The 24,380-nt window shown below is 38.3% G+C and carries 19 protein-coding genes; 4 read left to right on the top strand and 15 right to left on the bottom strand.

Annotated elements, in window-relative coordinates:
- Nucleotides 1-482: DUF2911 domain-containing protein (locus tag VKY50_RS05950; RefSeq protein ID WP_324299861.1), on the bottom strand; the 482-nt coding region annotated here is incomplete at its 3' end.
- A gap of 268 nt (nt 483-750) precedes the next feature.
- Between VKY50_RS05950 and asnB the strand changes: the two genes are divergently transcribed.
- Both asnB and gyrB read left to right on the top strand, forming a co-directional pair.
- Complete coding sequence (gene asnB / locus VKY50_RS05945) at nt 751-2,421, top strand: asparagine synthase B (protein WP_324299859.1); 1,671 nt, start codon at nt 751-753, stop codon at nt 2,419-2,421.
- A gap of 365 nt (nt 2,422-2,786) precedes the next feature.
- Nucleotides 2,787-4,727, top strand: a complete 1,941-nt coding sequence (gene gyrB, locus VKY50_RS05940; protein ID WP_324299857.1) for a DNA topoisomerase (ATP-hydrolyzing) subunit B — start codon at nt 2,787-2,789, stop codon at nt 4,725-4,727.
- Nucleotides 4,728-4,840: 113 nt separating this feature from the next.
- Here gyrB and VKY50_RS05935 read toward each other — a convergent pair whose 3' ends face one another.
- From VKY50_RS05935 to VKY50_RS05875, 13 genes are all read right to left on the bottom strand, one after another.
- A complete protein-coding gene (locus VKY50_RS05935) occupies nt 4,841-7,702 on the bottom strand; it encodes a glycosyl hydrolase 115 family protein (RefSeq protein WP_324299855.1) in 2,862 nt (953 codons plus the stop codon).
- 26 nt (nt 7,703-7,728) lie between these two features.
- The gene (locus VKY50_RS05930) at nt 7,729-8,856 is read right to left on the bottom strand and encodes an endo-1,4-beta-xylanase (RefSeq protein WP_324299853.1); all 1,128 of its coding nucleotides are present in this window, start codon (nt 8,854-8,856) and stop codon (nt 7,729-7,731) included.
- Between the two features lie 11 nt (nt 8,857-8,867).
- Entirely contained in the window at nt 8,868-10,043 is a 1,176-nt protein-coding gene (gene uxuA, locus VKY50_RS05925; protein ID WP_324299852.1) for a mannonate dehydratase, read from the bottom strand.
- 21 nt (nt 10,044-10,064) lie between these two features.
- Nucleotides 10,065-10,805, bottom strand: coding sequence for an SDR family NAD(P)-dependent oxidoreductase (locus VKY50_RS05920; RefSeq protein WP_324299850.1), 741 nt, complete (start codon nt 10,803-10,805; stop codon nt 10,065-10,067).
- A gap of 30 nt (nt 10,806-10,835) precedes the next feature.
- Entirely contained in the window at nt 10,836-12,992 is a 2,157-nt protein-coding gene (locus VKY50_RS05915) for an alpha-glucuronidase family glycosyl hydrolase (protein ID WP_324299848.1), read from the bottom strand.
- 150 nt (nt 12,993-13,142) lie between these two features.
- Nucleotides 13,143-14,165, bottom strand: coding sequence for a LacI family DNA-binding transcriptional regulator (locus VKY50_RS05910; RefSeq protein WP_324299846.1), 1,023 nt, complete (start codon nt 14,163-14,165; stop codon nt 13,143-13,145).
- A 423-nt stretch (nt 14,166-14,588) separates the two neighbouring features.
- Entirely contained in the window at nt 14,589-15,437 is an 849-nt protein-coding gene (locus VKY50_RS05905; RefSeq protein ID WP_324299843.1) for a hypothetical protein, read from the bottom strand.
- A gap of 37 nt (nt 15,438-15,474) precedes the next feature.
- Nucleotides 15,475-16,146: a hypothetical protein gene (locus VKY50_RS05900; RefSeq protein ID WP_324299841.1), complete on the bottom strand. Its 672-nt coding sequence runs from the start codon at nt 16,144-16,146 to the stop codon at nt 15,475-15,477.
- 68 nt (nt 16,147-16,214) lie between these two features.
- Nucleotides 16,215-16,841 (bottom strand): conjugative transposon protein TraK, encoded by a 627-nt coding sequence (gene traK, locus VKY50_RS05895; RefSeq protein WP_324299838.1) that lies wholly within the window; start codon nt 16,839-16,841, stop codon nt 16,215-16,217.
- Nucleotides 16,841-17,932, bottom strand: a complete 1,092-nt coding sequence (locus VKY50_RS05890; protein WP_324299837.1) for a TraG/VirB4 family ATPase — start codon at nt 17,930-17,932, stop codon at nt 16,841-16,843. Before VKY50_RS05890 ends, traK begins: the two co-directional genes overlap by 1 nt.
- 101 nt (nt 17,933-18,033) lie before the next feature.
- Nucleotides 18,034-18,477 carry a hypothetical protein gene (locus tag VKY50_RS05885; protein WP_324299835.1) on the bottom strand — a complete coding sequence of 148 codons (444 nt, stop codon included), beginning with the start codon at nt 18,475-18,477 and terminating at the stop codon, nt 18,034-18,036.
- A 136-nt stretch (nt 18,478-18,613) separates the two neighbouring features.
- Nucleotides 18,614-19,288 (bottom strand): hypothetical protein, encoded by a 675-nt coding sequence (locus VKY50_RS05880; protein WP_324299833.1) that lies wholly within the window; start codon nt 19,286-19,288, stop codon nt 18,614-18,616.
- 296 nt (nt 19,289-19,584) lie between these two features.
- Nucleotides 19,585-20,316, bottom strand: coding sequence for a hypothetical protein (locus tag VKY50_RS05875; RefSeq protein ID WP_324299831.1), 732 nt, complete (start codon nt 20,314-20,316; stop codon nt 19,585-19,587).
- Between the two features lie 545 nt (nt 20,317-20,861).
- Between VKY50_RS05875 and VKY50_RS05870 the strand changes: the two genes are divergently transcribed.
- Complete coding sequence (locus tag VKY50_RS05870) at nt 20,862-22,541, top strand: helix-turn-helix domain-containing protein (RefSeq protein ID WP_324299829.1); 1,680 nt, start codon at nt 20,862-20,864, stop codon at nt 22,539-22,541.
- Nucleotides 22,542-22,675: 134 nt separating this feature from the next.
- Here VKY50_RS05870 and VKY50_RS05865 read toward each other — a convergent pair whose 3' ends face one another.
- Nucleotides 22,676-23,341, bottom strand: coding sequence for a response regulator (locus tag VKY50_RS05865; protein WP_324299827.1), 666 nt, complete (start codon nt 23,339-23,341; stop codon nt 22,676-22,678).
- A 251-nt stretch (nt 23,342-23,592) separates the two neighbouring features.
- On the opposite strand from VKY50_RS05865, the gene VKY50_RS05860 reads away from it, so the two are divergent.
- Nucleotides 23,593-24,321, top strand: coding sequence for a hypothetical protein (locus VKY50_RS05860; RefSeq protein WP_324299825.1), 729 nt, complete (start codon nt 23,593-23,595; stop codon nt 24,319-24,321).
- The last annotated feature ends 59 nt before the right edge of the window (nt 24,322-24,380 follow it).

Genomic DNA, 24,380 nt, shown 5'->3' with positions numbered 1-24,380 from the left:
GCGTCTCCATTAGGAGCAAATGTAATACCAAAGGCCTCAAGACTTTCCTCTGAGGTACTTGGTTTAACAGTGATGCGAGCAACGTCATTATCTGGGTTATACGAATAAGCACCCCAAACATCTAAATCTTTACTTAGGATTATAGTCCACTCATCTTTTCCAGGAATACTGAACAAACTATAAGTTCCTGCTGCGATGGTTTGATCACCAAAACCAGTTTCTTTATAAAATTTGATTTCTGTAGCTTCATTAGCACCAGTTCTCCATACATCACCAAAAGGTGCTAGGTCGATACCTACTGTTCTGTCTTTTAATTGTGGTCGGCTGTAGACTACTTTAACTAGGGGAGCTGCATTTTTTTCAGGTCGGAAATAAGCAATATCAGCCGGGCTTTTGTCAAGTCCGCTAAACTTTTGAGCTTGTAGTTCTGCTCCAAAAATCATCGCGAGGACAAAAAGGCTTGCAATAATGGTTTTTTTCATAGTGTCGTTGTTTGTTATTAATTGAACATTAGGATTTAAATACTTTTCAAACTTAATTATAAAGTGGCAAAAACAACCTAGAACTTACATTTTATTAACACCAATATTAATTTTTTTTATAATTTATTTCATTTATAACTGAATCATTGTTTTTAAGTTTTAATTTGAAAGGTAAATGGTTATATTGGTTTTTATATTGAAACAAATGAACCAATTTTGCCTTGTAAATCATTATTTGAGAATCATCAAATTATAAAAATAGAAAGCTATGTGTGGAATTGTATGCGCATTTGATTTAAAAGAAAGTGCAGAGGACTTAAGACCTCAGTTATTAGAGATGTCTAAAAAAGTCCGACACAGAGGACCAGATTGGAGTGGTATTTATAGCGATGAGAAAGCAATTTTAGCGCACGAACGTTTAGCAATTGTAGATCCAGCTTCAGGGAAACAACCTTTATTGAGTAGCGATGGGAAGCTAGTTCTTGCTGCAAACGGTGAGATTTATAACCACCGAGAGCTTCGTAAAAGATTCGAAGGTTCTTATGAATTTAAGACAGAATCTGATTGTGAGGTTATCTTGGCACTATACAAAGAAAAAGGTGTTGACTTTATCGATGAGATGAACGGTATTTTTGGATTTGCGATATATGATGTTGAAAAGGACGAGTACTTTGTAGCTAGAGACCATATGGGTATTATCCCACTTTATATAGGATGGGATCAAAACGGAACCTTTTATGTGGCTTCAGAATTAAAAGCACTAGAAGGTGTATGTACTAAAATTGAATTATTCCCTCCAGGACATTACCTTCATAGTTCAGATGGACAATTTAAAAGATGGTATACTAGGGATTGGACAGAATATGATGCGGTTAAAGATAACCAAACAAGTATTGATAAAATAAAAGAAGCATTGGAGGCTGCTGTACATAGACAGCTCATGTCTGACGTGCCTTATGGAGTGTTACTTTCAGGAGGATTAGATTCCTCAGTAACCTCTGCCATTGCTAAAAGATATGCAGAAAAAAGAATCGAATCTGATGATTCTACAGAGGCTTGGTGGCCGAGGTTACACTCCTTCTCTGTGGGGCTTGAAGGGTCGCCAGATTTAGCAGCTGCTCAGAAAGTAGCTGATCATATCGGGACTGTACACCACGAGATCAAATTTACCATTCAAGAAGGATTGGATGCTATTAAGGATGTAATTTACAACTTAGAGACCTATGATATAACAACCATTAGAGCCTCTACTCCAATGTATTTAATGGCACGTGTGATTAAATCTATGGGGATAAAGATGGTGTTATCAGGTGAGGGAGCCGATGAGCTTTTCGGAGGATACTTATACTTCCACAAAGCACCAAACGCTCAAGAGTTTCATGAAGAAACCGTTCGTAAACTAAGCAAACTTCACATGTATGACTGTCTGCGTGCTAATAAATCATTAGCCGCATGGGGGATCGAAGGCAGAGTGCCGTTTTTAGATAAGGAATTCATGGATGTGGCCATGAGCATAAACCCACAGGATAAAATGATCAACGGCGAGCGAATGGAGAAATGGGTAGTGCGTAAAGCATTTGAATCCTATCTTCCAGAGAGTGTTGCTTGGAGACAAAAAGAACAGTTTTCTGATGGTGTTGGATACAGCTGGATCGATACTTTAAAGGAAATGGTTAATGCTGAGGTAAGTGATGAGCAATTGGCAAATGCAAAATTCCGTTTCCCAATTCAGACGCCAACCTCAAAAGAAGAATTTTACTACCGTTCTATCTTCCATGATCACTTCCCATCAGATGCCGCCGCTTTATGCGTGCCACAGGAAGCATCAGTAGCATGTAGTACTCAAATTGCGTTAGAGTGGGACGAGGCCTTTAAGAACATGAACGATCCTTCTGGTAGAGCAGTTGCAAAAGTGCACACCCAGGCTTATGAGAGTTAAAAAATTGCTTTTTATATATTAGAACTTCGGTTTTAAGACACGGAAATCTCGCTTATGCGAGATTTTTGTGTTTTAGGCCGCATCCAAAAACCTCTATAACGCCTAAAAGGCGTTTTAAGGTGGTTTTAAAGCAATTTAAGCGACTTTCGGAAATTAACAATATGTTGATAAGTTTAGTTCTCCAGAGGCTAAAAGCTTTTATTTACGGCTTAATTTTCGTATATTTGTAGGTATTCCAAACAATACAATCCAAGCATTTATTTGATGTTTGAAGTAGCCTAAATTAGCATAGAAGGAAAGGTTTAAAAAAGTTTTAGAACAACTAAACTTTAACCTTCGTATTGAATAATTTGAAAGGAAAATTTATGAGCGAAGAATTGAATAAACAAAATTATTCGGCCGATAGTATTCAGGCCTTAGAAGGAATGGAGCACGTTCGTATGCGCCCATCGATGTACATCGGAGATGTTGGGACTAGAGGACTTCATCACCTTGTTTACGAGGTAGTGGATAACTCCATCGATGAGGCCATGGCTGGGCATTGTGATACCATTCGAGTCACTATCAATGAAGATAATTCCATTACTGTAGAGGATAATGGTCGAGGTATCCCAGTTGACCTTCACAAAAAAGAAGGAATTTCTGCTCTTGAGGTTGTAATGACCAAAATTGGAGCTGGAGGTAAATTTGACAAAGATTCATATAAAGTTTCTGGAGGATTACACGGAGTAGGGGTTTCTTGTGTGAACGCACTCTCTGAATCCCTCACCGCAACTGTATACCGCGAAGGGAAAATTTGGGAACAAAACTACGAGCGAGGTAAAGCAGTTCACCCTGTTAAATCCATAGGGGAAACAGAGCTTAGAGGTACCATGGTGACCTTTAAGCCGGATGATACGATATTTACACAAATCACAGAGTTTAGCTATGACACCCTAGCGAGCCGTATGCGAGAACTCTCCTTTTTAAATAAAGGGATTACTTTAACCCTTACTGATAAACGTCAAAAGGGCGAAGATGGTGAGCCTGTATTTGAAAGATTCTATTCCGAGGAAGGATTAAAAGAATTTGTTCGGTATTTGGATGGAAATAGAGATTCTCTAATTCGAGAGGTGATCTATATGGAAGGGGAGAAAAACGATATCCCTGTTGAGGTTGCAATGGTATATAACACCTCATTTAATGAAAACTTACATTCTTATGTAAACAACATTAATACCCATGAAGGCGGTACCCACCTTTCAGGTTTTAGAAGAGGACTGACGACTACCCTTAAAAAATATGCGGATGCATCAGGGATGTTAGATAAACTCAAATTCGAGATTGCTGGAGATGATTTTAGAGAAGGTCTTACAGCTATTGTTTCTGTAAAGGTTGCTGAACCTCAGTTTGAAGGGCAAACCAAAACCAAACTAGGAAATAGGGAAGTAACATCTGCTGTGTCTCAGGCGGTTTCAGAGATGTTAGAAAATTATCTTGAGGAGCATCCAGATGATGCCAAATCCATTGTTCAAAAAGTTATTCTTGCTGCTCAGGCCCGGCATGCTGCCCGTAAGGCGCGCGAGATGGTGCAGCGAAAAACTGTGATGAGCGGTGGAGGATTACCTGGTAAATTGTCTGACTGTTCAGAACAAGATCCTGCAGTTTGTGAAATATTCCTTGTCGAGGGAGACTCGGCGGGTGGAACAGCTAAACAAGGTAGAGACAGAAACTTCCAAGCGATATTACCACTTAGAGGTAAGATTTTAAATGTTGAAAAAGCCATGCAACACAAGGTTTTTGAAAATGAAGAGATCCGAAACATCTTTACCGCTTTTGGTGTTACTATTGGAACTGAGGAGGATAGCAAAGCACTCAACTTAGAGAAACTACGCTACCATAAAATTGTTATTATGTGTGATGCGGATGTGGATGGGGCTCACATTGCGACCCTTATTCTTACCTTCTTCTTCCGTTATATGAGAGAACTTATTGAAAACGGTTATATTTACATTGCCACACCTCCATTATATTTAATTAAAAAAGGGGCCAAAAAAGCCTATGCATGGACTGATAAGCAACGAGATGAGTTAAACGAAGAGTTCGGTGGTAGTGCAGTTATTCAGCGATACAAAGGTCTTGGAGAGATGAATGCTGAACAACTTTGGGATACCACCATGAACCCAGAACATAGAACCCTACGCCAGGTAACCATCGATAACGGTAGTGAAGCAGATCGCATCTTCTCCATGTTAATGGGTGATGAGGTGCCACCACGTAGAGAGTTTATCGAAAAGAATGCGGTATATGCTAAGATTGACGCATAATCCTGAGCCAGTAAAGTAAAACTATACCAAAGCATAAACCCGTTGATCGTAGTACGGTCATCGGGTTTGCTATTACTAACCATAGGAATGGGGGATTATATAAAGAGGACCATCTATTTGTCCGTCTTTTTAAAACTTTGTGCAGGACCTAGATATGATTCTTTAAGCCCACCGGTATCAATCACTATTTTCTGTAACACAAGTCCACTGTCGACCAGGTAATAATACAGTTGATGGTTTCCAGGTTGATCTATTGTATGAGTGGTGGTGATTATCTTGATATTGTCAGCTACAGCTATTTGCCAATCACGATGGGCGGTGTCCCTATGGAAATTAACCAACTGTGGAGTAGTGTCATCGATTCCTATCCCAAATTTTAAACCATCTCTATCGGTATAATTCTGAGTAGGTGAAAAATAAGTATGTACTTTGATCTCTCCAGTGGAAAAACTGTGAAAATCATATCCTAGTCGTGGGGAGCTGTCAGTAATCTCTTGTGGGGCAATTTTCTCTGGAGTAATCGTAACACCCGAACTAGTTTTTCCAATATTAGGAATTACCTGCCATTTAAAAGGAGCATTAGCCCTCTTGTGGGAATAGTTCTCAGCTTGTATGGAGACCACGCCATCTTGTTCAATGAACCCTATGGCATCTTTCAAGTCATTGTGATTTATAGGGAGCTTGACCGCTATTTGCTCACCCTCAGCCTCAATGGTAATGGTAGAGGAATATTGACCTAAGGGTGCCTTATTCCAATCCACAGTAAGCTCAATATTTTCATCCTGTACAACCTTTCCTTTTGCCTTAGAAAGGATCACCCAAGGATCCTTGGATTTAATTTTGTATTTATACGACTTTTTACCAGCATTAAAAAGAGTGATGCTGGGGTGAGATGGGTTAAACGAGCTCAGCTCGGGTACTACTAAGGTGTCTTTGGTCTTTGGAAACCATAGCGTAGATCCACTCACACTAACTCCTACCGTTGGATTGTCTTGTAATTCCACATAGGTAACCTCTGGTATATTATTATACCTAGGTTCTTGCCAAGAGGTATAGCCAATATGGGTTTGTGACATCATATGATTCCATTTACCATCGGCAAGTTCTCTATGGTAGTACAAGGTAAGCAAGGAATCCTTTTTAAAATACTCCTTTACTTTTTCTGCATAATGATTCGCAATGGCTCTTCCCTGTGCTGCGTAGCGTCTGTTTTTGGCAGCAGCAATGTATAGATCATTTAAATTAGCACTGGCCACCACGGGAAATTGAACTAACTGATAATACGCATCTTGATACGAGGCTGGTATTTGGTCTGCTAGATCGAGTGTTTTTTTAACAAGCTCATCAAATTCTTTTAAGATACGATCCGCCTCATTGTAGTGTTTTAAACTATAGGTAGCGGGACTCAATAGTTCGTGTTTTCTTCGAGCGTTGTATTTGGTATATTTCTTTAAAATATCCGCAATGGCCTCACTATGCTGTTCTCCAAAGATGTTTTCTGCCCAATCTTCATAATATTGAGCGACTTTAGTGGGGGTCCATTTTTTTGGGTTCCAGGCATAATCTAAAAAGAAACTAATGGGCAGTTCCATTGGCTTGATATCCCCGACATTTACTACCCATAGTTTGGTAGCACCATAAGAGTAGGCCAAATTCATTTGCTCCCAAGTTCTTTCGATTTGATTGGTGTTCATCCATTTGTAATTTCTAGGATCTCCCACATAATCAAAGTGGTAATAAATACCGTAACCGCCTTGCCTAGGCGCTGCATCCAAATATGGAAGCTTTCGAATGTTTCCCCAGTTGTCATCACAAAGCAATAGGGTGATATCCTCTGGAACTCGCATCCCTTGATCGTAATAATCTTGTACCTCTTTATAGAGCGCCCACATTTGCGGGGTTTCTTCGCTTGGTTGACCGGTGACTTCTGTAATAATTTCTCGCTGTCTTTTCACGATTTTTTCTAAAAGATCGATTGCAGTGCCTTCGGTCATAGGCTCATCACCATCACCACGCATTCCAACAGTGACGATAACCTCTGTGGAGTCCATGCGCTGCATTCCTTCTCTCCAGAACTTATCCAAGGTTTCTTTATTTTTAGTATAATCCCAAGGCCCATTGCCAAACTTTTGCCATTCTGCATGCGCTCTACCTAAAGGTTCGTGGTGTGAGGTTCCTATAACAATACCATATAAATCAGCCATGGCCTTGTTTTTTGGATCATCCACATAAAACATGCGTCCCCACATGGCTGGCCAAAGGAAGTTTCCTTTAAGACGTAAAATCAATTGAAAAACTTTTTCATAGAACGCAGCATTAAATTTTCCATAGTGCTCTGACACCCAGCCAGAGAGTGCAGGAGCCTCATCATTGATAAAGATCCCTCTGTACTGTACCTCTGGTTCCCCCATGGTATGAATTCCAGGGGTAACGTAAAGTGTTTGGTGTTTCTTGGCGGGGACATCGGACCAAAAATGCCATGGAGAGATACCTATTTTAGAGGAGAGGTCGTAGAGTCCGTAAAGGGTTCCCCTTTTGTCCGACCCTACAATAATAAGGGCCTTTTCAATCTCGGGAGTAGGATCCTTCACAATGGTGGTGATAAACTTTTCCCATTTTCCTTCTAAGGCATCTTTGTTAATTTTTCCTTGTTGAATTAATCGATCAATGAGTTTATTTTTACCAAGGGTGCCTACAATTATAGTGGGAGTATTTAAAGCACTGAAATCACTGCTAATTTCAGGAGCGATACCTGTGACCTTTTCAATATCACCTTGTAATTCTTTGGCTACCTTTTGAACCCCTGGATAATCAGCGTTGCTAAAAAGGATGGGCGCTGCTGTGTTTTTATCCACGATGGCAAAACCACCTTCGATAGGCTGGTAAGTAATATAAGATTCTTGTGCAAAACTATAGAGCCCTTTTAGCAGCAGTGTAAAATAGACTAAATGAATAAAGGTATTTCTAGTTTTCATGTTGTGTAGTTAAAGGGTGTTAAACACTATTTTTGGTTAAAGTTGACAACCTTATGGTAGACTTTTTTGGGTTGAAGTATGGTGTCAAACAATAAAGGATAGTTTTTTCGTCCTTCCACTGGGTAGTGATCAAGCCAGGAATAGCGATCCGATAAATTCCAAAAGGTCACCCCTGTTATGACCTCTTTGTAGTTTCTAAAAACCTCGAAGATGGACTCATATTGGGCGATTTGTTTTTGCTCAAGTGAAGCAGTGAAACCTTGGTTTTCTCCTTCTCTAAGAGGTCTTTGGTGTTTTTCCCATCGATAAAGGGAAATATCAAGTTCTGTAATTTGAATATCTAAACCTAAGGAACTGTAAAGGTCTAAAGCGCTGGTTAGTTCTTCTTTAGAAGGTTCATAAATTGACCAATGGCCTTGAATACCTACTCCGTCAATTGGGGCGCCTGCCTGAAGCAAATCCTCAAGCAAGCTTTCGATACGATTGACTTTACTAGGCTGAACGGCATTGTAATCGTTGTAATATAACAAGGCCTCTGGATCCGCTTCTTTGGCGAATTCGAAAGCTTTGACCAAATATTCTTTTCCAGCTATTTGGTAAAAAGGGGAGGATTCTCTGTATGTTTTATGGACCGAATCACTTACAGCCTCATTAACCACATCCCAAGCGTAGATCACATCCTTATAGCGATTCATAACGGTATGGATGTGCGAGCGCATTCTTGCATACAAGGTGTCTTTGGAAATTTGATTTCCTTGTTGGTCTTTAAAGAACCATGTTGGATATTGTTGGTGCCAAATAAGTGCGTGACCTCGTAATTTTAGGTTGTGCGCTCTGGCAAAATTGGCTACTTGGTCTGCTTGTTCCCAATTATAGCGATCGATCTCAGGGTGAATCGGACCAGCCTTCATTACATTCTCTGCAGTGATACTTGAGAATTGCGCTAGAATTAAGGCTCGCTCGAGACTGTCTTTAAGATTGGAAGGGCTCACGGCGACTCCAATAGGAAAATAATCTTGATAGGCTTGTTTTAAGGTGACAAACGCGGTTTTGTCTTGCTTCGGGTTGTTGGTTTCACAACTGCAAACACCAAAGAAACACCCCAGTATCAAGGTAAATAGCAGTAGTTGTTTTACTAGATTGGTCGGTTTCATGTTTTTCTTTATTATGAGCGATTTAAATGATATAAGATGCCTTGTTCAAGTCCCCTAAGTTCGGCAAGACCTTTGAGTCTTCCTAAGAGCGAATACCCAGGATAATGCGCAATGTGCTTGTCTCGATCGTGCAAGAAACCATGATCTGGCCGCATCGCAATGGATACTTGGCGCTTTTGCATTAAAAGGACCAGTTTTTCCATAATAGCATTAATGGGATTGGAGCCTTGAAGATGAGCAGACTCCCTGAAAATATGGACTCCGTCTCTTTGAACATTTCGAAGGTGAAGAAAATGGATGCGATCACCAAATCGATCGATGATGCCAATTAAATCATTTTCGGCGATGGCACCCAAGGAGCCTGTACAATAACATAGCCCGTTGCTCTTCGATGGAACGGCACTAAAAATATCCTCGAGATCTTTCTCAGTGCTGACCACCCTTGGCAAGCCGAGTACTGAAAATGGCGGATCGTCAGGGTGTATGGCTAGCACAACTCCAGTGGCTTGCGCTACTGGAACCACTTGTTTTAAAAATTCAATAAGATTGCTTTTTAGATCCTCGGCGGTGATATCCTTAAATCCATGGAGTAGCGCTAAAAGATTTTCGGCTGTGAAATTTTCTGAACTCCCTGGCAGACCTAAAAGTACATTGTCAAGCACCTGCTTACGTTCCTGTTCACTAAGAGAGGCCCCAAGCTTTTTTGCCTGTAGTACTTCTTGAGGCGAATATTGCTTTTCCGCCCCAGGTCTTTTTAATAAGAAAACATCAAAGTAAATAAAATACAATCGGTGATAACCAAGGGCTAAACTACCATCCTGATTCTGATAATGGTGATCGGTGCGAACCCAGTCCAGTACGGGCATAAAATTATAGGTGACGATCTTTATCCCAACCTGAGCAAGATTTTTAATACTTTGCTTATAGTTGTCGATATAAGCTTGATAGTTTCCTGTTCTTTTTTGAATATCAGGGTGCACTGGAAGACTCTCTACCACACTCCACTGTAAGCCTGCTTGTTCGATGTGTTCTTTTCGCTCTAAAATAGCTTCTACAGTCCAAACTTCTCCAGTTGGAATTTGGTGAAGGGCTGTGACAACACCTTGCGCTCCACCCTGACGGATATCCGCTAGTGTGGTGCTGTCTTGTGGGCCAAACCAACGCATGGTCTGTTGCATTTTATACATACGATTATTTTTTTACGTAAATTAAAATCCAATACTGTTTCCTCCGTCCACAGGTAATACGACCCCATTGGTGTATTTGGCCTGTTCACTCACCAGGTAATAAATCGCATCGGCAACATTCTCTGGTTCTCCAAGTGTTCCCATGGGTGTTCGTGAGAGTACTTTCCTTTTGCGTTCTGGATCACTATCTAAGGCCTTGGACGACATATTAGTCTTTATAAATCCTGGAGCCACACAATTGATTCGAATACCATATTGGGAAAGGTCTACAGCCATGGCACGAGTCATGCCTTCAACAGCTGTTTTACTCGCCGTATATGCAATGACTTTTGGAATGCCATATTGCGCAGCCATAGAACTGATGTTAATGATATTTCCAGATTGTTGCTCTTTCATTTGTTTGACAACCTCCCTACTGATGGCAAACACGCTTAGAACATTGCTATGGATGATCTGATGAAACTCCTGATCGGTGACCTCCCAAAATTCTTTTTTCATATTAATTCCTGCATTGTTTACCAAGATATCAACACCTCCTGCTTCTCTTATGATATCACTGACAAGCTCTGGAATCTTTTCAAGGTTGTTTAAATCAAAAACCACAGGGCGTGCATTGATTCCGAGCTCCTGGCAAGCTTTTTTTGTTTTTTCTGGGTTGCGTCCAATTACATAAGTAGTGATCCCGTTTCCACAGAACTTTTTAGCCGTAGCAAATCCGAGCCCTGCATTGCCCCCTGTTATAATTGCAATTCTATTATTCATTCTATATGTTTAATTATAGTGCCCAAAGATTTATATTCCTGGGGCGTATGGATGTTTTAAAGATTTGTAGTATTTCAAAGAATGTTTTGGTTTTTCCATGCCTTTTGGAAAGGGTAATTTAGAATGCTCATGGAAGTAAGACATACACGCATCCTTCCACCAAATGGCCTCTTGGAGTTGTATGTTTAAAAGCATGCTCACTTGCTTATGGTCAAGGGGCTCCACATATGGTGTCATTTGCGCCCATACTTTTTGCATTTCTCTAACTTGATCTACGCCTTTTTGATAGTGCAGTCCAATGGAATTCCAAAGGGTATGTCCATTAGATAACTTGTAATCCCATGGTAGGTGATGGAACCATAATAATAGTTTATCAGGAACCTGGTCCAGTTGCCCAAATTTTTTTGCAACTGGATCGGCATATTGCGAGATGGCATCACTTCCTTGTTTGGTTCTATCAAACCCAATACCGCTTGCGTCCGCTTTGTGGTAGTAAGTAGGATTCCATTCAGGCCTTGGTAATTCAGATACCCAAGGTCCTGGTCCATAATGGTGGTCTGTATCCATTATATGATGTAGCCCTAAGGGTGTCATGTAATTTACAACCGCTTCTCTTGAGGTTATTAACAACCTTGTCATTGGTGCTACGAAGTTCTCACAATTGGAATAGGTAGATCTTAACCATTCCTCAGCGATGGTTGCTGAATCCAGATAAGGATCCCAAGCTAATCGACCATATCCATACCAGTTGGCCTGGGCAAAAGGATGCCCCGTCCAGTTTAGGTCGCTCCCTATGTTGGAAACCCCTGAAATTGCTGATATGGAATGGTTATCCAAACTTCCATCGATCACCTTGGCCACCAAGGACCCTTTGCCTTGTTGATAGGTGTCTGCCTGTAGTACCTCCTGATAGAGTTTTGGCAAGAATACCAAATGAGTACTAAACCCTAAATACTCTTGGGTAATTTGGAATTCCATGGCAAGAGCAGTCTTAGGCATGGCACCAAAAATGGGGTGGAATGGTTCTCTTGGTTGAAAGTCAATAGCACCATTTTTAACCTGTAAAATAACGTTTTCTTTAAACTTCCCGTCCATAGGGACAAATTCCGCATAGGCTTGTTTAGCTCTATCAGTGGCATCGTGTTCGGAATATACGAAGGCGCGCCATAATACCACACCATGGTGCGGAGCTAGTGCATCAGCCATCATGTTGGCACCATCCACATGGGTGCGACCGTAGTTCTGAGGGCCTGGTTGTCCTTCCGAATTAGCTTTCACTAAAAATCCACCAAAGTCTGGTATTTTGCTATAAATATGCTCTACTTTGGTTTTCCACCACTGTTGGACCTTCGGGTCTAAAGGATCAGCCGTTGATAAACCGCCTATTTCAATAGGGGCGGAAAAACGGGCAGTCAGATAGACCTTAATGCCATAAGGACGAAACGTATCAGCTAAGGCAGCTACTTTCTCGATATAGCTCGGTGTTAAAACCCAGGCGTTGGCATTTACATTGGTAAGTACTGTGCCATTGATGCCCACAGAAGCATTTGCTCTTGCATAATCAATGTAACGTTGGTCGATATAAGTCGGTAACTTTTGCCATTTCCAAAGCGATTTACCAGCATAACCACGTTCGATGGTGCCGTCTAAGTTGTCCCAGTGGTTTAATATTCTCAAATCTATTTTTGGAGCATCTAACAATGCTAAATTTTCGAGGGGTTGCTCGGTTTGAAGTAGTCTTATAAAGTTAAAAACCCCATATAAAATCCCGATATCCTCTTTGGCGGTAATGATGATATTTCCATCATCATGGCCTATGTAGTACCCCTGAGAAGCAATTTCGATCTTTCCGAATTTCTTTTGCGTTTTTGGAGTTAGATCATCAAACTTAGCCACGGTCAGTGATGCCTTATTTGAATCTGTAGAAGAGAAATTAACACGGGTTCCAAGTAAAGTGTTGAGCCCTAATTCTAGCTCCTCTCTCGCTCGATCTAAGGTTTCGCTTTCCCCAGGAAAATAAACTGATTGAATTTGTTTCTGGTATTGGCTTAAAATAGCAGCGTTACTCACTTTTTTATAATCTAACCAAAGGCCATAACCACTTTGTGATAAGGCCGTTGTATAATATCCCAATAGTAATAAGAATATTAAAACATGCCTTTGGTGTAGCATTTTTATTATTTTCATGTTGAAATCGATTGTTTTTGGTCAGTTAACTATATTTAAACAGTAAAATAAGGGAATATTCTTAAATAAACCAAATATTTATGCAACCGATTGCGTTAAATTATTCATCTTTTAAAAAAATGTTGAATTCGAAAACATCTTTTTTTTAGATTACTTCCTATCGGTAGAGGCGCGTTGGATGATCTCAGTGCTCAGCACAGTAATTTCAGAAACTTCTTCATCGTGATTTTTGGAAGAATGGTTTAGGATCCGTTTTGCTGCAATTTTCCCCATTTTCATAGCAGGATGGGACATAGTGGAAAGCGCTGGCTCTACAATGGAAGAGATGGGATCGTCATTAAATCCTATGATGGCCAGTTCTTCAGGTATCTTAATACCTTTTTTCTTGGCGCATAAAATAGCGCTGACGCCCGCTGTGTCATTGGCTGAGAAAATGCCATCAGGGGGGTTAGGTAATTTGAGCAATTTATTAGTAGCTTTTTCACCTTCTTCAAAACTCAAGGTTTTAAAGTGAATAATTAGCTGTTCATCCACTGGGATCTGGTGCTCTTTTAAAGCATCCAGATACCCTTTTTTGCGTTCTTCATATACATTGCGATGTTGTGCACCTGCAAAGTGGGCAATGCGTTTACATCCTTTATCAATGAGATGTTTTGTAGCATTGTACCCGGCACTATAGTTATCGATAACAACCTTGTAGGTGTTAAACCCCTGAGGGACCCTGTCTACAAAAACAAGTGGAATACCTTGATTTATAAAAGGCTTGAAATGGTCCATATTAACCGTTTCCATAGAAAGGGAAACAATAAGGCCACTGATTCTACTGTCGTAGAGTGCTTTTAGATTGCTGACCTCGTTCTCATACTTATCATCACTCTGGCTTATAATGACATTAAATCCAGCCTTTCTTGCAGTTTCCTCAATACCACTTATCATGGAAGATATGAAGTGTCTATTAATTCTTGAGATGGAGATTCCAATGGTATTACTCTTATTATTCCTCAGTCCAGCAGCCAGCGTATTGGGCCGATAACCCATTTTTTCCGCCTGCTCTTTAACTTTTTTAATAGTTTTAGGGCTAATGCTTTTGTGATTGTTAAGTGCTCGGGAGATTGTGGAGGGCGAGTAATTGAGTTCTTTGGCCAGGTCGTATATGGTAATCTCTTTTTTCACTTGTAAATCTTTTTCTTTGGTTACAAAATAGCCTGCTTGATGATCAATCCTAATAATGAACCATCCAACCAAGGTGTAAGATGCCCCTGTGCCGTCGATTTCTGTGGTTTGGTGTGATCAAATAATATTATAGCTAGCTGTCTGTTTTTAAATATAACTTCTGGAATGGCATATTACTTCAAGCTAAAAAGATACTAACTTTAATGCAACCGATTCCGTTAGGAATATTTCAATCCCAAATGTAATGAAAATTTATGTTTTTAAATTAATTACTTATGATCAAAAAGGCTCATGCGGGATAATTTAGTTGAATCTTGGAAGTAAATAGGGTGAAATATGTTGTGAGGAGTTTACTTCTAAAGCCCATTCCTTAGTTTCTAAGTCCCAAGGAATGGGAACATAAAATATAAAATGTAGAAAGTCTCACATCTTTCTAGTGATCCGGGGTCTTTTTTTACGTTTTCTATGCTGGTTTTCAGATAGGTTTGGAGGGGTTTCTGGAACTGTTTTCTCTAAATTGGTTAGGACCTTCCCCTTCTTCTTTGTTTGATCCGCTGTTTGCGTTTTTTCTTCTTGAGATGTTGTCTCTTCAGCCACTTCTTTAATCTTAGACGATTCTGCTGGGTAGAATTGTTTCTGCATGCTTTCATTGTAAATAGTAATTGATTTGAATTTTGGGTTTGCTTCAATAAATCTAATTTCTTCTTTTCCGTCAATAGCAAAGGTTACCATTTGCATATTACCTTTTTCGAGCGAGGTTATAATACTGTCTTTAAATTCTTCGAGACCCATTTCCAAAATAGGATATTTGGACATGGTGAATTCCAAGTTGTATCCGTAATTTTCGTGGTAGTACGCCATTTTGTAGTTGCCGTTTGGTGTAGTAGTAAAGGGATCTAATTGGACCCAACATGTATACTTTTTTCCTTCTTTGTTTTTAAAGACTTTACACACGGCACGACCACTCATCAAATTATAAGCTTCCTTTAGAGTGAAATTATTTCCTTTGTTGATGTAAAATGTTTGGGTCATCCTACCAGCGGGACCTTTAAGATTTACCACATAGGCATTAAAAAAATACATATCTCGCGTCAAAGACTTGCTAAAGTACAATTCAACTTCGATGGAACTTTGACCATAGGTTGTCTGATATTCTAGGGTAAAGGTCTCTAGTTGCTGCTTAATTTTTTGTGATAATTGGTCAGATAGATGTTCTCCAAATCCGGTATATTTAATTTGGTCTTTCAGGTAACTTACATTTTTTTCTTTCATGATTTAAAAATTTATGGTTGATTGTTTTAATTCGTATTTAATCGGTAATGCATTTAAAAGGAGTTTGTTTTTTATTTTTTGAATCGGCTAATGGTTTTGTCACCCTTCTGGTGTGCTGGATATCTAAGACCGTTTCTAATACTCCTTTGAGTCGGGTGAGTTCTCGATCCTTTGTTTGTGGACTGGAGAGCTGACCCATTAGTTCTTCCAATCGCTCTGGAACCTTAGTTGAGGTTGGATTTGGATGAAGGTTTTGATCTTGATTTGTCCGTAGAAGAAGGCTGGGCTCATTTTGTGATACCAACTGCTTAAGTGTTTGGAGTTTGCAGTGCAGTTGTTGCTTGTTTTCAGTCATGTCCTGCTTTAGCACTTTCGACGTTTTGGCAATATCATATTCTGAAGCAATATGAAGCGAAAGGTTCGATTTCTTTAAAATATCACTTTTTTTAGAACCGCGATAAGGTATCGTGTTCCAGGTCAGTTTTTTAGCATCTGCTTCTTTATAATAGCTAACCTTATTCTCCAGGGCAGTGCGGTTTGGGTTTGCAATGGGCATTTGGGGATTAAAATTCTCTAGCATATTAAGCTCAGAGATTGCAGAAGGCTGTCCTGCGCCTTGTATCCAAAATACTAAGGGGGCAAATAAAACCAGTGGTAAGGGGCTCAGGAGTAAAATTCTTTGTTTGGTTGTGGTGATCTTGTGTTGCATATGTTAATGATTTAAAAAATTATTGTGTTTGTGCTTTAGGTTATATAAATAATAGTTTTTCTTCTCCTTTAAGGGCGGTTGCCATTGAGGGTTTTGATGTCATTGTTTTGAAGGACTCTCCAGTTTTCTATCAAAAAACCGTGCGCATTTTTTTCACTTCTCGAGATGGTCTTTAATTGTCCAGCAGTGATCAGGGTTCGAGTAACTGTACCGCTAGTTTGTATGAGTTCTTGTATGGCAAAACACTTAAACTTATAAGGTTGTTTATCCAAGTTTAATGCAATGCTGTCAATGGTGATTCGTTGACTTGTATTACTGCTAATGACTTGGGTATAAAAACCTTGTTGGATTAAATTATCATGGGCTTTTTTTACTGAATTATCCGCTAAGTAAAGTGCTTTTCCAATGTTCTTTTTGATTTGAGTATCATCAGGATCTAGGTTAAAGAAATAAAAGTGAAAATTTCGAATATGGTCTTTAGCTTCCACAGGAATATTGGCTGCTCTACTCGAGGCATAAGCCTGCATTACCTTCCCGTCGGCTAGTACATATATTTGGTTTTGCACTTGTTTTAATTTCGCATAGTTAAATCCCTGGGCTACAATACCTATTATAGCACTAGCACAAATAGCTATAATGGAAATTCTACGAATCTCTTTATAGGCATTATCTTTATCTTTGAGCTTTTGAAACATCAGTTCTGATTTTGAATTTTATCTTTTAAATAGGAATCTTGATACGAATCACTCGCGCTTTGCCCATAGGATAATTTTTCCCAATTACTCGAGGTATTCACTCCCCGAAGTGCGATCAAACTAAGGGCGTTGTTGTACAGCTGTTGTGAGCTGCTGTTTACCGAGGAATTTACTTTGTAGGTTAAGGTATTTCGTGCACTTGCTTGCACAATGCCATTGGACAAAGTGATGCCCTCATTTCTGCTATAGCTTTGACCATAGTTTTTCCACAGAGCCAGCATTAAGGTCTTAAGACTTTCCTTTTTATCCTTTGAAACTTCGGTGTAATTAGCAATAAGAAACGGGTTGAAACAAAAGGGATCTGAACTATCATAGGTAAAATAACACCCTTTTAACAGCTTGCAAAGTCCTTGATAGCTATGTCTTACATCGATTAATAGAATAGGCGAACCTTGTTGGTGATAGCTGTGGAGCACATGATTGGTGAAAAATGATTTACCGCTTCCAGAGGCGCCTAAGATGAATTTATTACGGTTAACGCAAGGGCCTTTTTTAAGAGACTCATCACTAATATCCACTTTAAGTGGCCTTCCATAAAGTCGTTCTCCTAATCGCATACCAATAGGACTGGTGGAAGACTTTTGAATGGTTTCAAAGTTGAGAAAACTACAACATGGTTCAAGGAAGCTAAGTAAGGTTTCATTATACGGGAAGTTGGCTTCGTTTCCTTGAATTCCCGCCCAAAATGGTTGAGGTGCACCAGGGCCTTCAATATTTGGCGTGGCATCCATTTTACGAACTACCGTACTTTCCTTGGACTTTAAATCTTGATATGCATCAGGATTATCAGTCCTGGCAAGGATATTAAAATGTGCTTTTACAGCGAGGGGCTGCTGTGATACCGTTTCCTTTAGAAAGTCATCAATAGTCTGTTTCGTGAAGTGATTTGCTCTTGAATGGGCAGATATGGTCTGATTGGCGACATTGATCCCAGCGACACTGTCTTGAGAAACAGTGAATTGAAAGCTTAGGATGAGGAAATATGAGCGAAAGATTTTGATAGCTCTTCCAGTGAGGATGGCGAGTTTCATAAGTCGATAATTTAAGTGATTAATGAAAAAAAAGCGAAGTGTGTCTCCCTCGATAAATAATTAAAGAGTATTAGAGGAGAAATAAAAGGAGACACCTTCGCTTAGGGCACGGCATATAAAGTCTTCGCATTCCACAAGCCCTTCAATTCTGCATTGCGAAAACCTACTGAACCGTACCTTTTACATTGGTTAATAATAGTTTGATCAATCTGACCTCTAAAAGTAGATTCCCTTAAAGAAGCATCGTTAGCTAAATTCTTTGCTCTGTTCTTAAGTGACTGCTCACGGTTGTAGACCTTGTTGAAACTGTGAGCAATGCCTTGTTTTAGATCAACAATTAGTTTGTTGACCTTCTCGGGGAATTCTTTGGTTATAAGATGATCGTATTCACGTTTTTCTAATGTTTGATTTGTAGAAAATAATCTTGGTTTAAAATGCACTCTCAAGCAATCTAAATACAACCAGCATAACACTGTGTTGGAGTACGATAATATAAATAATGTAATTGTGCCCCAAAATTCTTCCCACGTAATTCCTGTAAACATAATAGTTGCATTTAATCATCCGACATTCAGTTTTCAGGGATGTGAAATCTTTTTAACAAAGAAACATTATCATTTCCTTCAGCACAAGTACAACTTTTAGTTGTACCCTGCTAAAAAAGTTGTAACTAATTGTTAATTAGTAGCTTTCAATTTTCTTTATCATTAACTTTAATCTTTTAATGGCTATTTCTTTATCCTTATCTGAGATGATATAGGCTTTTAATCTTAATGAATCATAAGATAGATTTTTGCGTTGTGTAGTAGAGAGATAGGGGACAATCGCCCTAAAAACACTGCGCATAGAACGCGCCACTAGAAATTTTGAATCATCTGCTGCACGTAGAACCAAAGCAGCTTGATCACCTGTGAGGTTGCATTTAATTTTTTCAGAAAACTTTCTCGAATAACCCTGCTCCTTTCCCAGGGAGGAAGTTTCTGTTTTATGAAGGTAGTTCGGATACCAAAGGTCAATGAAGCTGCAAAGACCAGTGATTTCATAATGCAAGTTGTCAAGGATCTTTATTGGAATAGGGTCTTGATATTCTTTGAATTTCTTATACTGTTCCAACTGAGAAAGCAATACCTCCAATGATCGATATAGGTTGTTAATATACAGGCGTAGCTGAGGTTCCTTTTGCATCGAAAAGGTACGGTCTTTAATCTTGGTTTTGATAGAGGACACTTCAAGCTTGATTTGTCTTTGGGTGTTATCAGAACAAATTTTTAGAAGTGAATCCTTGGATAAATTTTCAGGGTGTAAAGTATTGTTTATGAAGTTGTCCAACCAGTATAAAGGATAATTTTTAGCCATAATAAAGGTTTCGGCAAATGTTGGTTAATTTATAATAATAGGTTACTCAAGGTGACTTGGGAAGATTGTAGCCGGTGTTTTTTAATGCGCTCAACTTCCATGTGTTTTTCAATTTCTTAATCATAACCTTTGTCTTTGATGGTTTTTTTGATATAAGTGATGTTTTCCATCAGTAAGTAGTGTCCTTTTCTTTCTAGGGGTCAAACCAAACAATCTAGAAAAAAGGAATTTGATAATTCCTTTTTTCAGATTGTCTATAGGGTGTGAACCGGTACTAATTTGCAGGAATCCGATTCTTAAGATTTAGGGGATGTCTTAAAGCCTTTAAAACTTTTGTGCATGGCCTGTGCCATTTCGTGAACCGTTTCGCTGAGTGAAATATTGAGATACATACATGTTTCACCAATAGTGATATCCCAATCCTGATCCTCCAATTCATCTTCATCCTCATCCTCATTGGCTTGTTGGATATAAGCATTATTATGACTAGGAGAACTTTTAACCAAGGTGATAAAAGTGAGGATTACTTGTCGATCATAACTGGTAAGGGAGATGTTATTAATGGTTTCTAATTCGTAATTGTTCACCTGTCTCAATACAAAATCACGAGAATCTCCATTATATTTCAAAAGATCTTCCATAAATCTATACAAACTTGTTTTAGCGGATTCATTTAACGCAGCATTTTTGATCAACTCTAAAAGGGATGCTTTATCCGCCGCCAAATCATTTGGAATTTCTGTGGGGTTAGGTTTAAAGTTTGAACGCTTTAATGTAATATTTTGTGTTAAGAGCGCTTGGTTGAGTTGATTGTAGATGTCTATGAACTCCAGGTCATTTTCAAGGTCAGAGATAGCCAACATTCTTTGATAGTATGACCCGATTTGTTCGAAGGGATTATTCCCTGTAAATTTTTCCTTTCCTGTCTCGGTTGCTAATTCTTTTAAATCTAACGTAAGGTCATCAGAAGTGTTACAGCTATATAGTACAATAGCCATAATCACACATAAATTTTTAAGAGTTTTCATTTTGATTAATTAAGAGTTCTTGAATGATTTATTCAGTTCATCTTACCCGGATAATCAGAACCTTTAAGCCACTGCCCAGTCAGCAGTACACTTTCTTTTAAATGTGAAACAAACTTAAAAGCAGTTTTTTTATTAGACAAGATGTAGGTCGGTCATATTCAGAATTTGACCGAATAGAGGGAAAGAGTTCTAAAAGCTTTTTTAAAGATGAAAAAAAGTTGGATAAAAGGTTTTTTACAGATATAAAAAATTAAATTATATACTTGTATCATAGGGTTTTGAAAAAGTTCGTGATACCATTTCAAATGGTCATTTTCAGAAAATGACCGAGCCTGTTCACTGTTTTATCCTGATTTTATGTGCTAATTTTAAAAAAATTACTCTATGGCCTATGTAGAGTTCTAAATTAAATCAAAACACTTCATTTCCCTCTTGCTCCAACTTCATTAACTTGATTTTTTGTATTTTAGTGTGGAACACCTAGAGAAAGCGAATAGTCTTCTCATTGATCAAATGCCCTAATACCAACCAATATTAACCATGTGATGAGTAAATGGATATGTATCGCCTCCATGCTAATGGGACAATTGCTATTGGCTCAAGGTCCAGAAAAAAGTTCTTCAGATTCATTAGTATCTTTTAGTTATAGTCAATTGTTGAACGCATATAAAAAGGAAAGGGATTCTTCAAATAGAACGCGCTATTTGAACGCTTATCTTCAAAAAGCAAAGTATCATAAGCATTTTGAAAAAATTGTTGCAGGGTATAAGAATTTATTACATAATTCACCAGAGCATAAACGATTGTCTTATGCCGATAGCATGGTTTTAACTGCCGAGAAATCCAAAGACAGCCTCCTTTTAGCTAAGTCCTATTTAACCAAAGGAGTAGTGTTTTATAGAAGGACTATGTACTCCTTGGCGCTGGATAATTATCTAAAAGCGAATACGTTGGTCTCCAATGCTAAAGAATCGCGCTATTTACGCTATAAAATAAAATATAATATTGCTCACATTAAACAGTATTTAGGGGATTATCAAGAAGCGTTGGTGCTCTTTAATGATTGTTTGGAATTTTATGTGAATAGCTATCCGCGTCCTTATTTAAACACCTTGCATTCAGTTGCTTTGTGTCATAGTAATTTGGGTAATTATTCGTTGAGTAATGATTTTTGTTCATTGGGTCTTGAAACAGGTATGGAAATAGGCAATCAATCAATGGATCCTTACTTTTTACTCTTGCAAGGGGTCAACGCTTATCATTTAAAATCATACCACCAGGCCATTAAGATACTCTGTGATGTACTACCAGAGATGGAGAGAAAAAGGGATTTCGCCAATGAAACCTCCACCAGGGTACATATTGGATTGAGCTTATGGGAAATGGGACGATTCGATGCGGCCATATCGTATTTTCAAGACATGGATAGCACCTTTTCACTTAAGAATTACATCAACCCACAGTTTATCCAAGCCTATAAGCATTTGATTGATTATTATGCCAAAGAAAATAATCAAGAACGGCAAAGTTTCTATAGTCAACGATTAATTGCAGCCGACAGCGTAATTCACAACAAGTATAAGGAGCTTTCTTCCACTGTATACAAAGAGTATAACTTGGCCAAACTTGAAGTCGAAAAAAATAAGCTATACGAAAAATCAACAAGGCTAAAACAATATGGGTTTCTTTTGACATTACTTGTGACCCTATTATTAGGTTATATATTATGGCGATGGAAGCAATCAAAATTTTCTCAGAAGCAATACCATTTATCCGAGGAAATTCAACTCCAAGAAGATTCCGATTCTGATCAAAATGTTCCTCCTGATACCCGCGAAGCAATTCTCCATAATCTCAAGAAATTTGAGCAACAAAAGGACTACTTAGACGATGTTAATCTTGGTGCTTTGGCCATTAAGTTTAATACCAATTCTAAATACCTTTCCATGATCATTAAAGATGCTTACAATAAGACTTTTACCTCGTATATAAATGATTTAAAAGTTGATGAGCTTACGCGATTACTCAGTGATAAGAAACAAATTCGTCACTATAATTATTCAAATTTAACCGAGTTGTTAAACTTTGGGAGCATTTCCCGATTTACACGAGCTTTTAAATCACGAACAGGAATGACTGTCCAAGGCTATATTCAACAATTGGAAAAAAGTGAACGCCACCAAAAAACCTCCAAATCGAGCGGTTATAAAAAAACCCTGCGTTGAATAACGCAGGGCTAACTGACCCTCACCATCAAAAAAATGATTCAATAATAACAGCAATTATCATTGTGGTGGTAAAATTACTTTAATCCCAGAGAAACTTATTGCGGAATTCCGTAACGCAAACTTTCCTTTGCCTAAATCAATCCAAAATCTTTCACTTGTGAGATGAGATGAACCGTATTTTTAGCTTTAAAATAAATCTTTAATTTATTAATTCGTTTCTCAATACTACTCACACTTGATGGGTGAATGCCCTTAGCTTTTAAGTTTTTGGAGATGACATCTTGATTATGACCATAGGATAACTCTTTTAAAAGAGTGATGTCGTAGTCTTGAATCTCATATACAGGCTCTTGGTTTAATACTCGTACCAGTTCCGCAGACAAGTAAGTGTCATTCTCCTGAAGGTTTTCTATAGTGCTGATTAGTTCTTTAGAACTTTCTCTACCTTTACATATATACCCGTTCACTCCGGGGTTTTTAAGGAGCGCCCTTATTTTTTGAGGCCGATCATCAATAGAGTAGATAATAATCTTTATCTCTGGTTGCAAGGCTAAAATTGTTTTGGCTAGTTCCTCACCAGAATTGATTTTACAATCTCTGTGGTCTTGCCTAAAAGAAAGATCAGAAATAAGCAGATCGTAAGGTTGGTTTTCTAGCAAAGCTTTTTTAAATTTTAAAACAGCATCATCACAATACTTGGCATGATGGATTTCGAAATCAAAGTGCTTATTCAACTCATCAATCAATCCAAGATTGATTGTATCTATGTCCTCGGCAATTAAAACTTTTTTAAACATCTAATTGTAATTTAATTTAAAAACCAACCTTTCTCCCCAAGAGAAGAAAGAATAATTCAAAATTAAAACATTGGTTTTGTTATAACATGCGGGTTTCCTCAAAACCAAGCAATAAAATTTAAAATTCCAATGAAAGGTAATGCATTACAACAAGTTAAATTGAGGATTACCGTAATAATGTTTTACGATATTTATATATTTTAGCCTCTAAGAGAAAATGATTCTACCCAAATTTCAATATTTTAAAAATTATGGATTCTCCAATAAAATATCTAATTAAAGAGATATTTATAAAAGCAAAAGAAGAATCAGGTCAAACTTCAATTTACGGATGTTGTAATTACCTGGAGCAAAGATTCAGAGATGATTTCAAATGTTATGATGGGACTTCCTCGCGCTCCTTTGCAAGATTACATCAAAAGTATGTGGAAGAATCTCAGCAGGAGAAAGCAACTCCAAAACCTACACTTTTAAATGCTATGAGTCAGTATTTAGGCTATCAGGATTATAAAGACTTCTTATTAAATCATGGCCAAACAGACAAGCAACTATCTTTTGATTTGAAGGCTACTAAGTTCACCAAAATAAGTATCTCACAACGTAGTATAATTGCAGTACTGATTTTAATGGTCTGTTCGTTGTTCAGTTATATTATTTTTATAGATGACTATCCACCAGATCCGGAATGTATGATTTGGAAAAACACGCACTATGAAAAGATTTCATGTGAGTTAAGTTTAAATATTGAAAAGGCGGGACAAATTATTGGATTTGATTTAAAATTATATGAAAACATGAAAATGATTCCTAGCAGCGAAGTAAAAGTAGGGGAGTCATACTATTACAAAGTTGGTAGGGATTCCGTACAATTTTTCTCCTCAAGGGGTCTACATCCAGAAAACGGTAAAGACTTAAAACCAGTAACCGACTATATTGTAGGTAAGTATGTCCAAGACAAGCAACCAACACAAGTACAATGATGGTAGTTTATTGTTTTTATTGATTATTTCCAGATAAAAACAATTTTGTAAAAATTCTC

This window comes from Galbibacter sp., assembly GCF_035306585.1.
Classification (GTDB): domain Bacteria; phylum Bacteroidota; class Bacteroidia; order Flavobacteriales; family Flavobacteriaceae; genus Galbibacter.
This window is presented reverse-complemented; position numbering and strand designations above follow the sequence as displayed.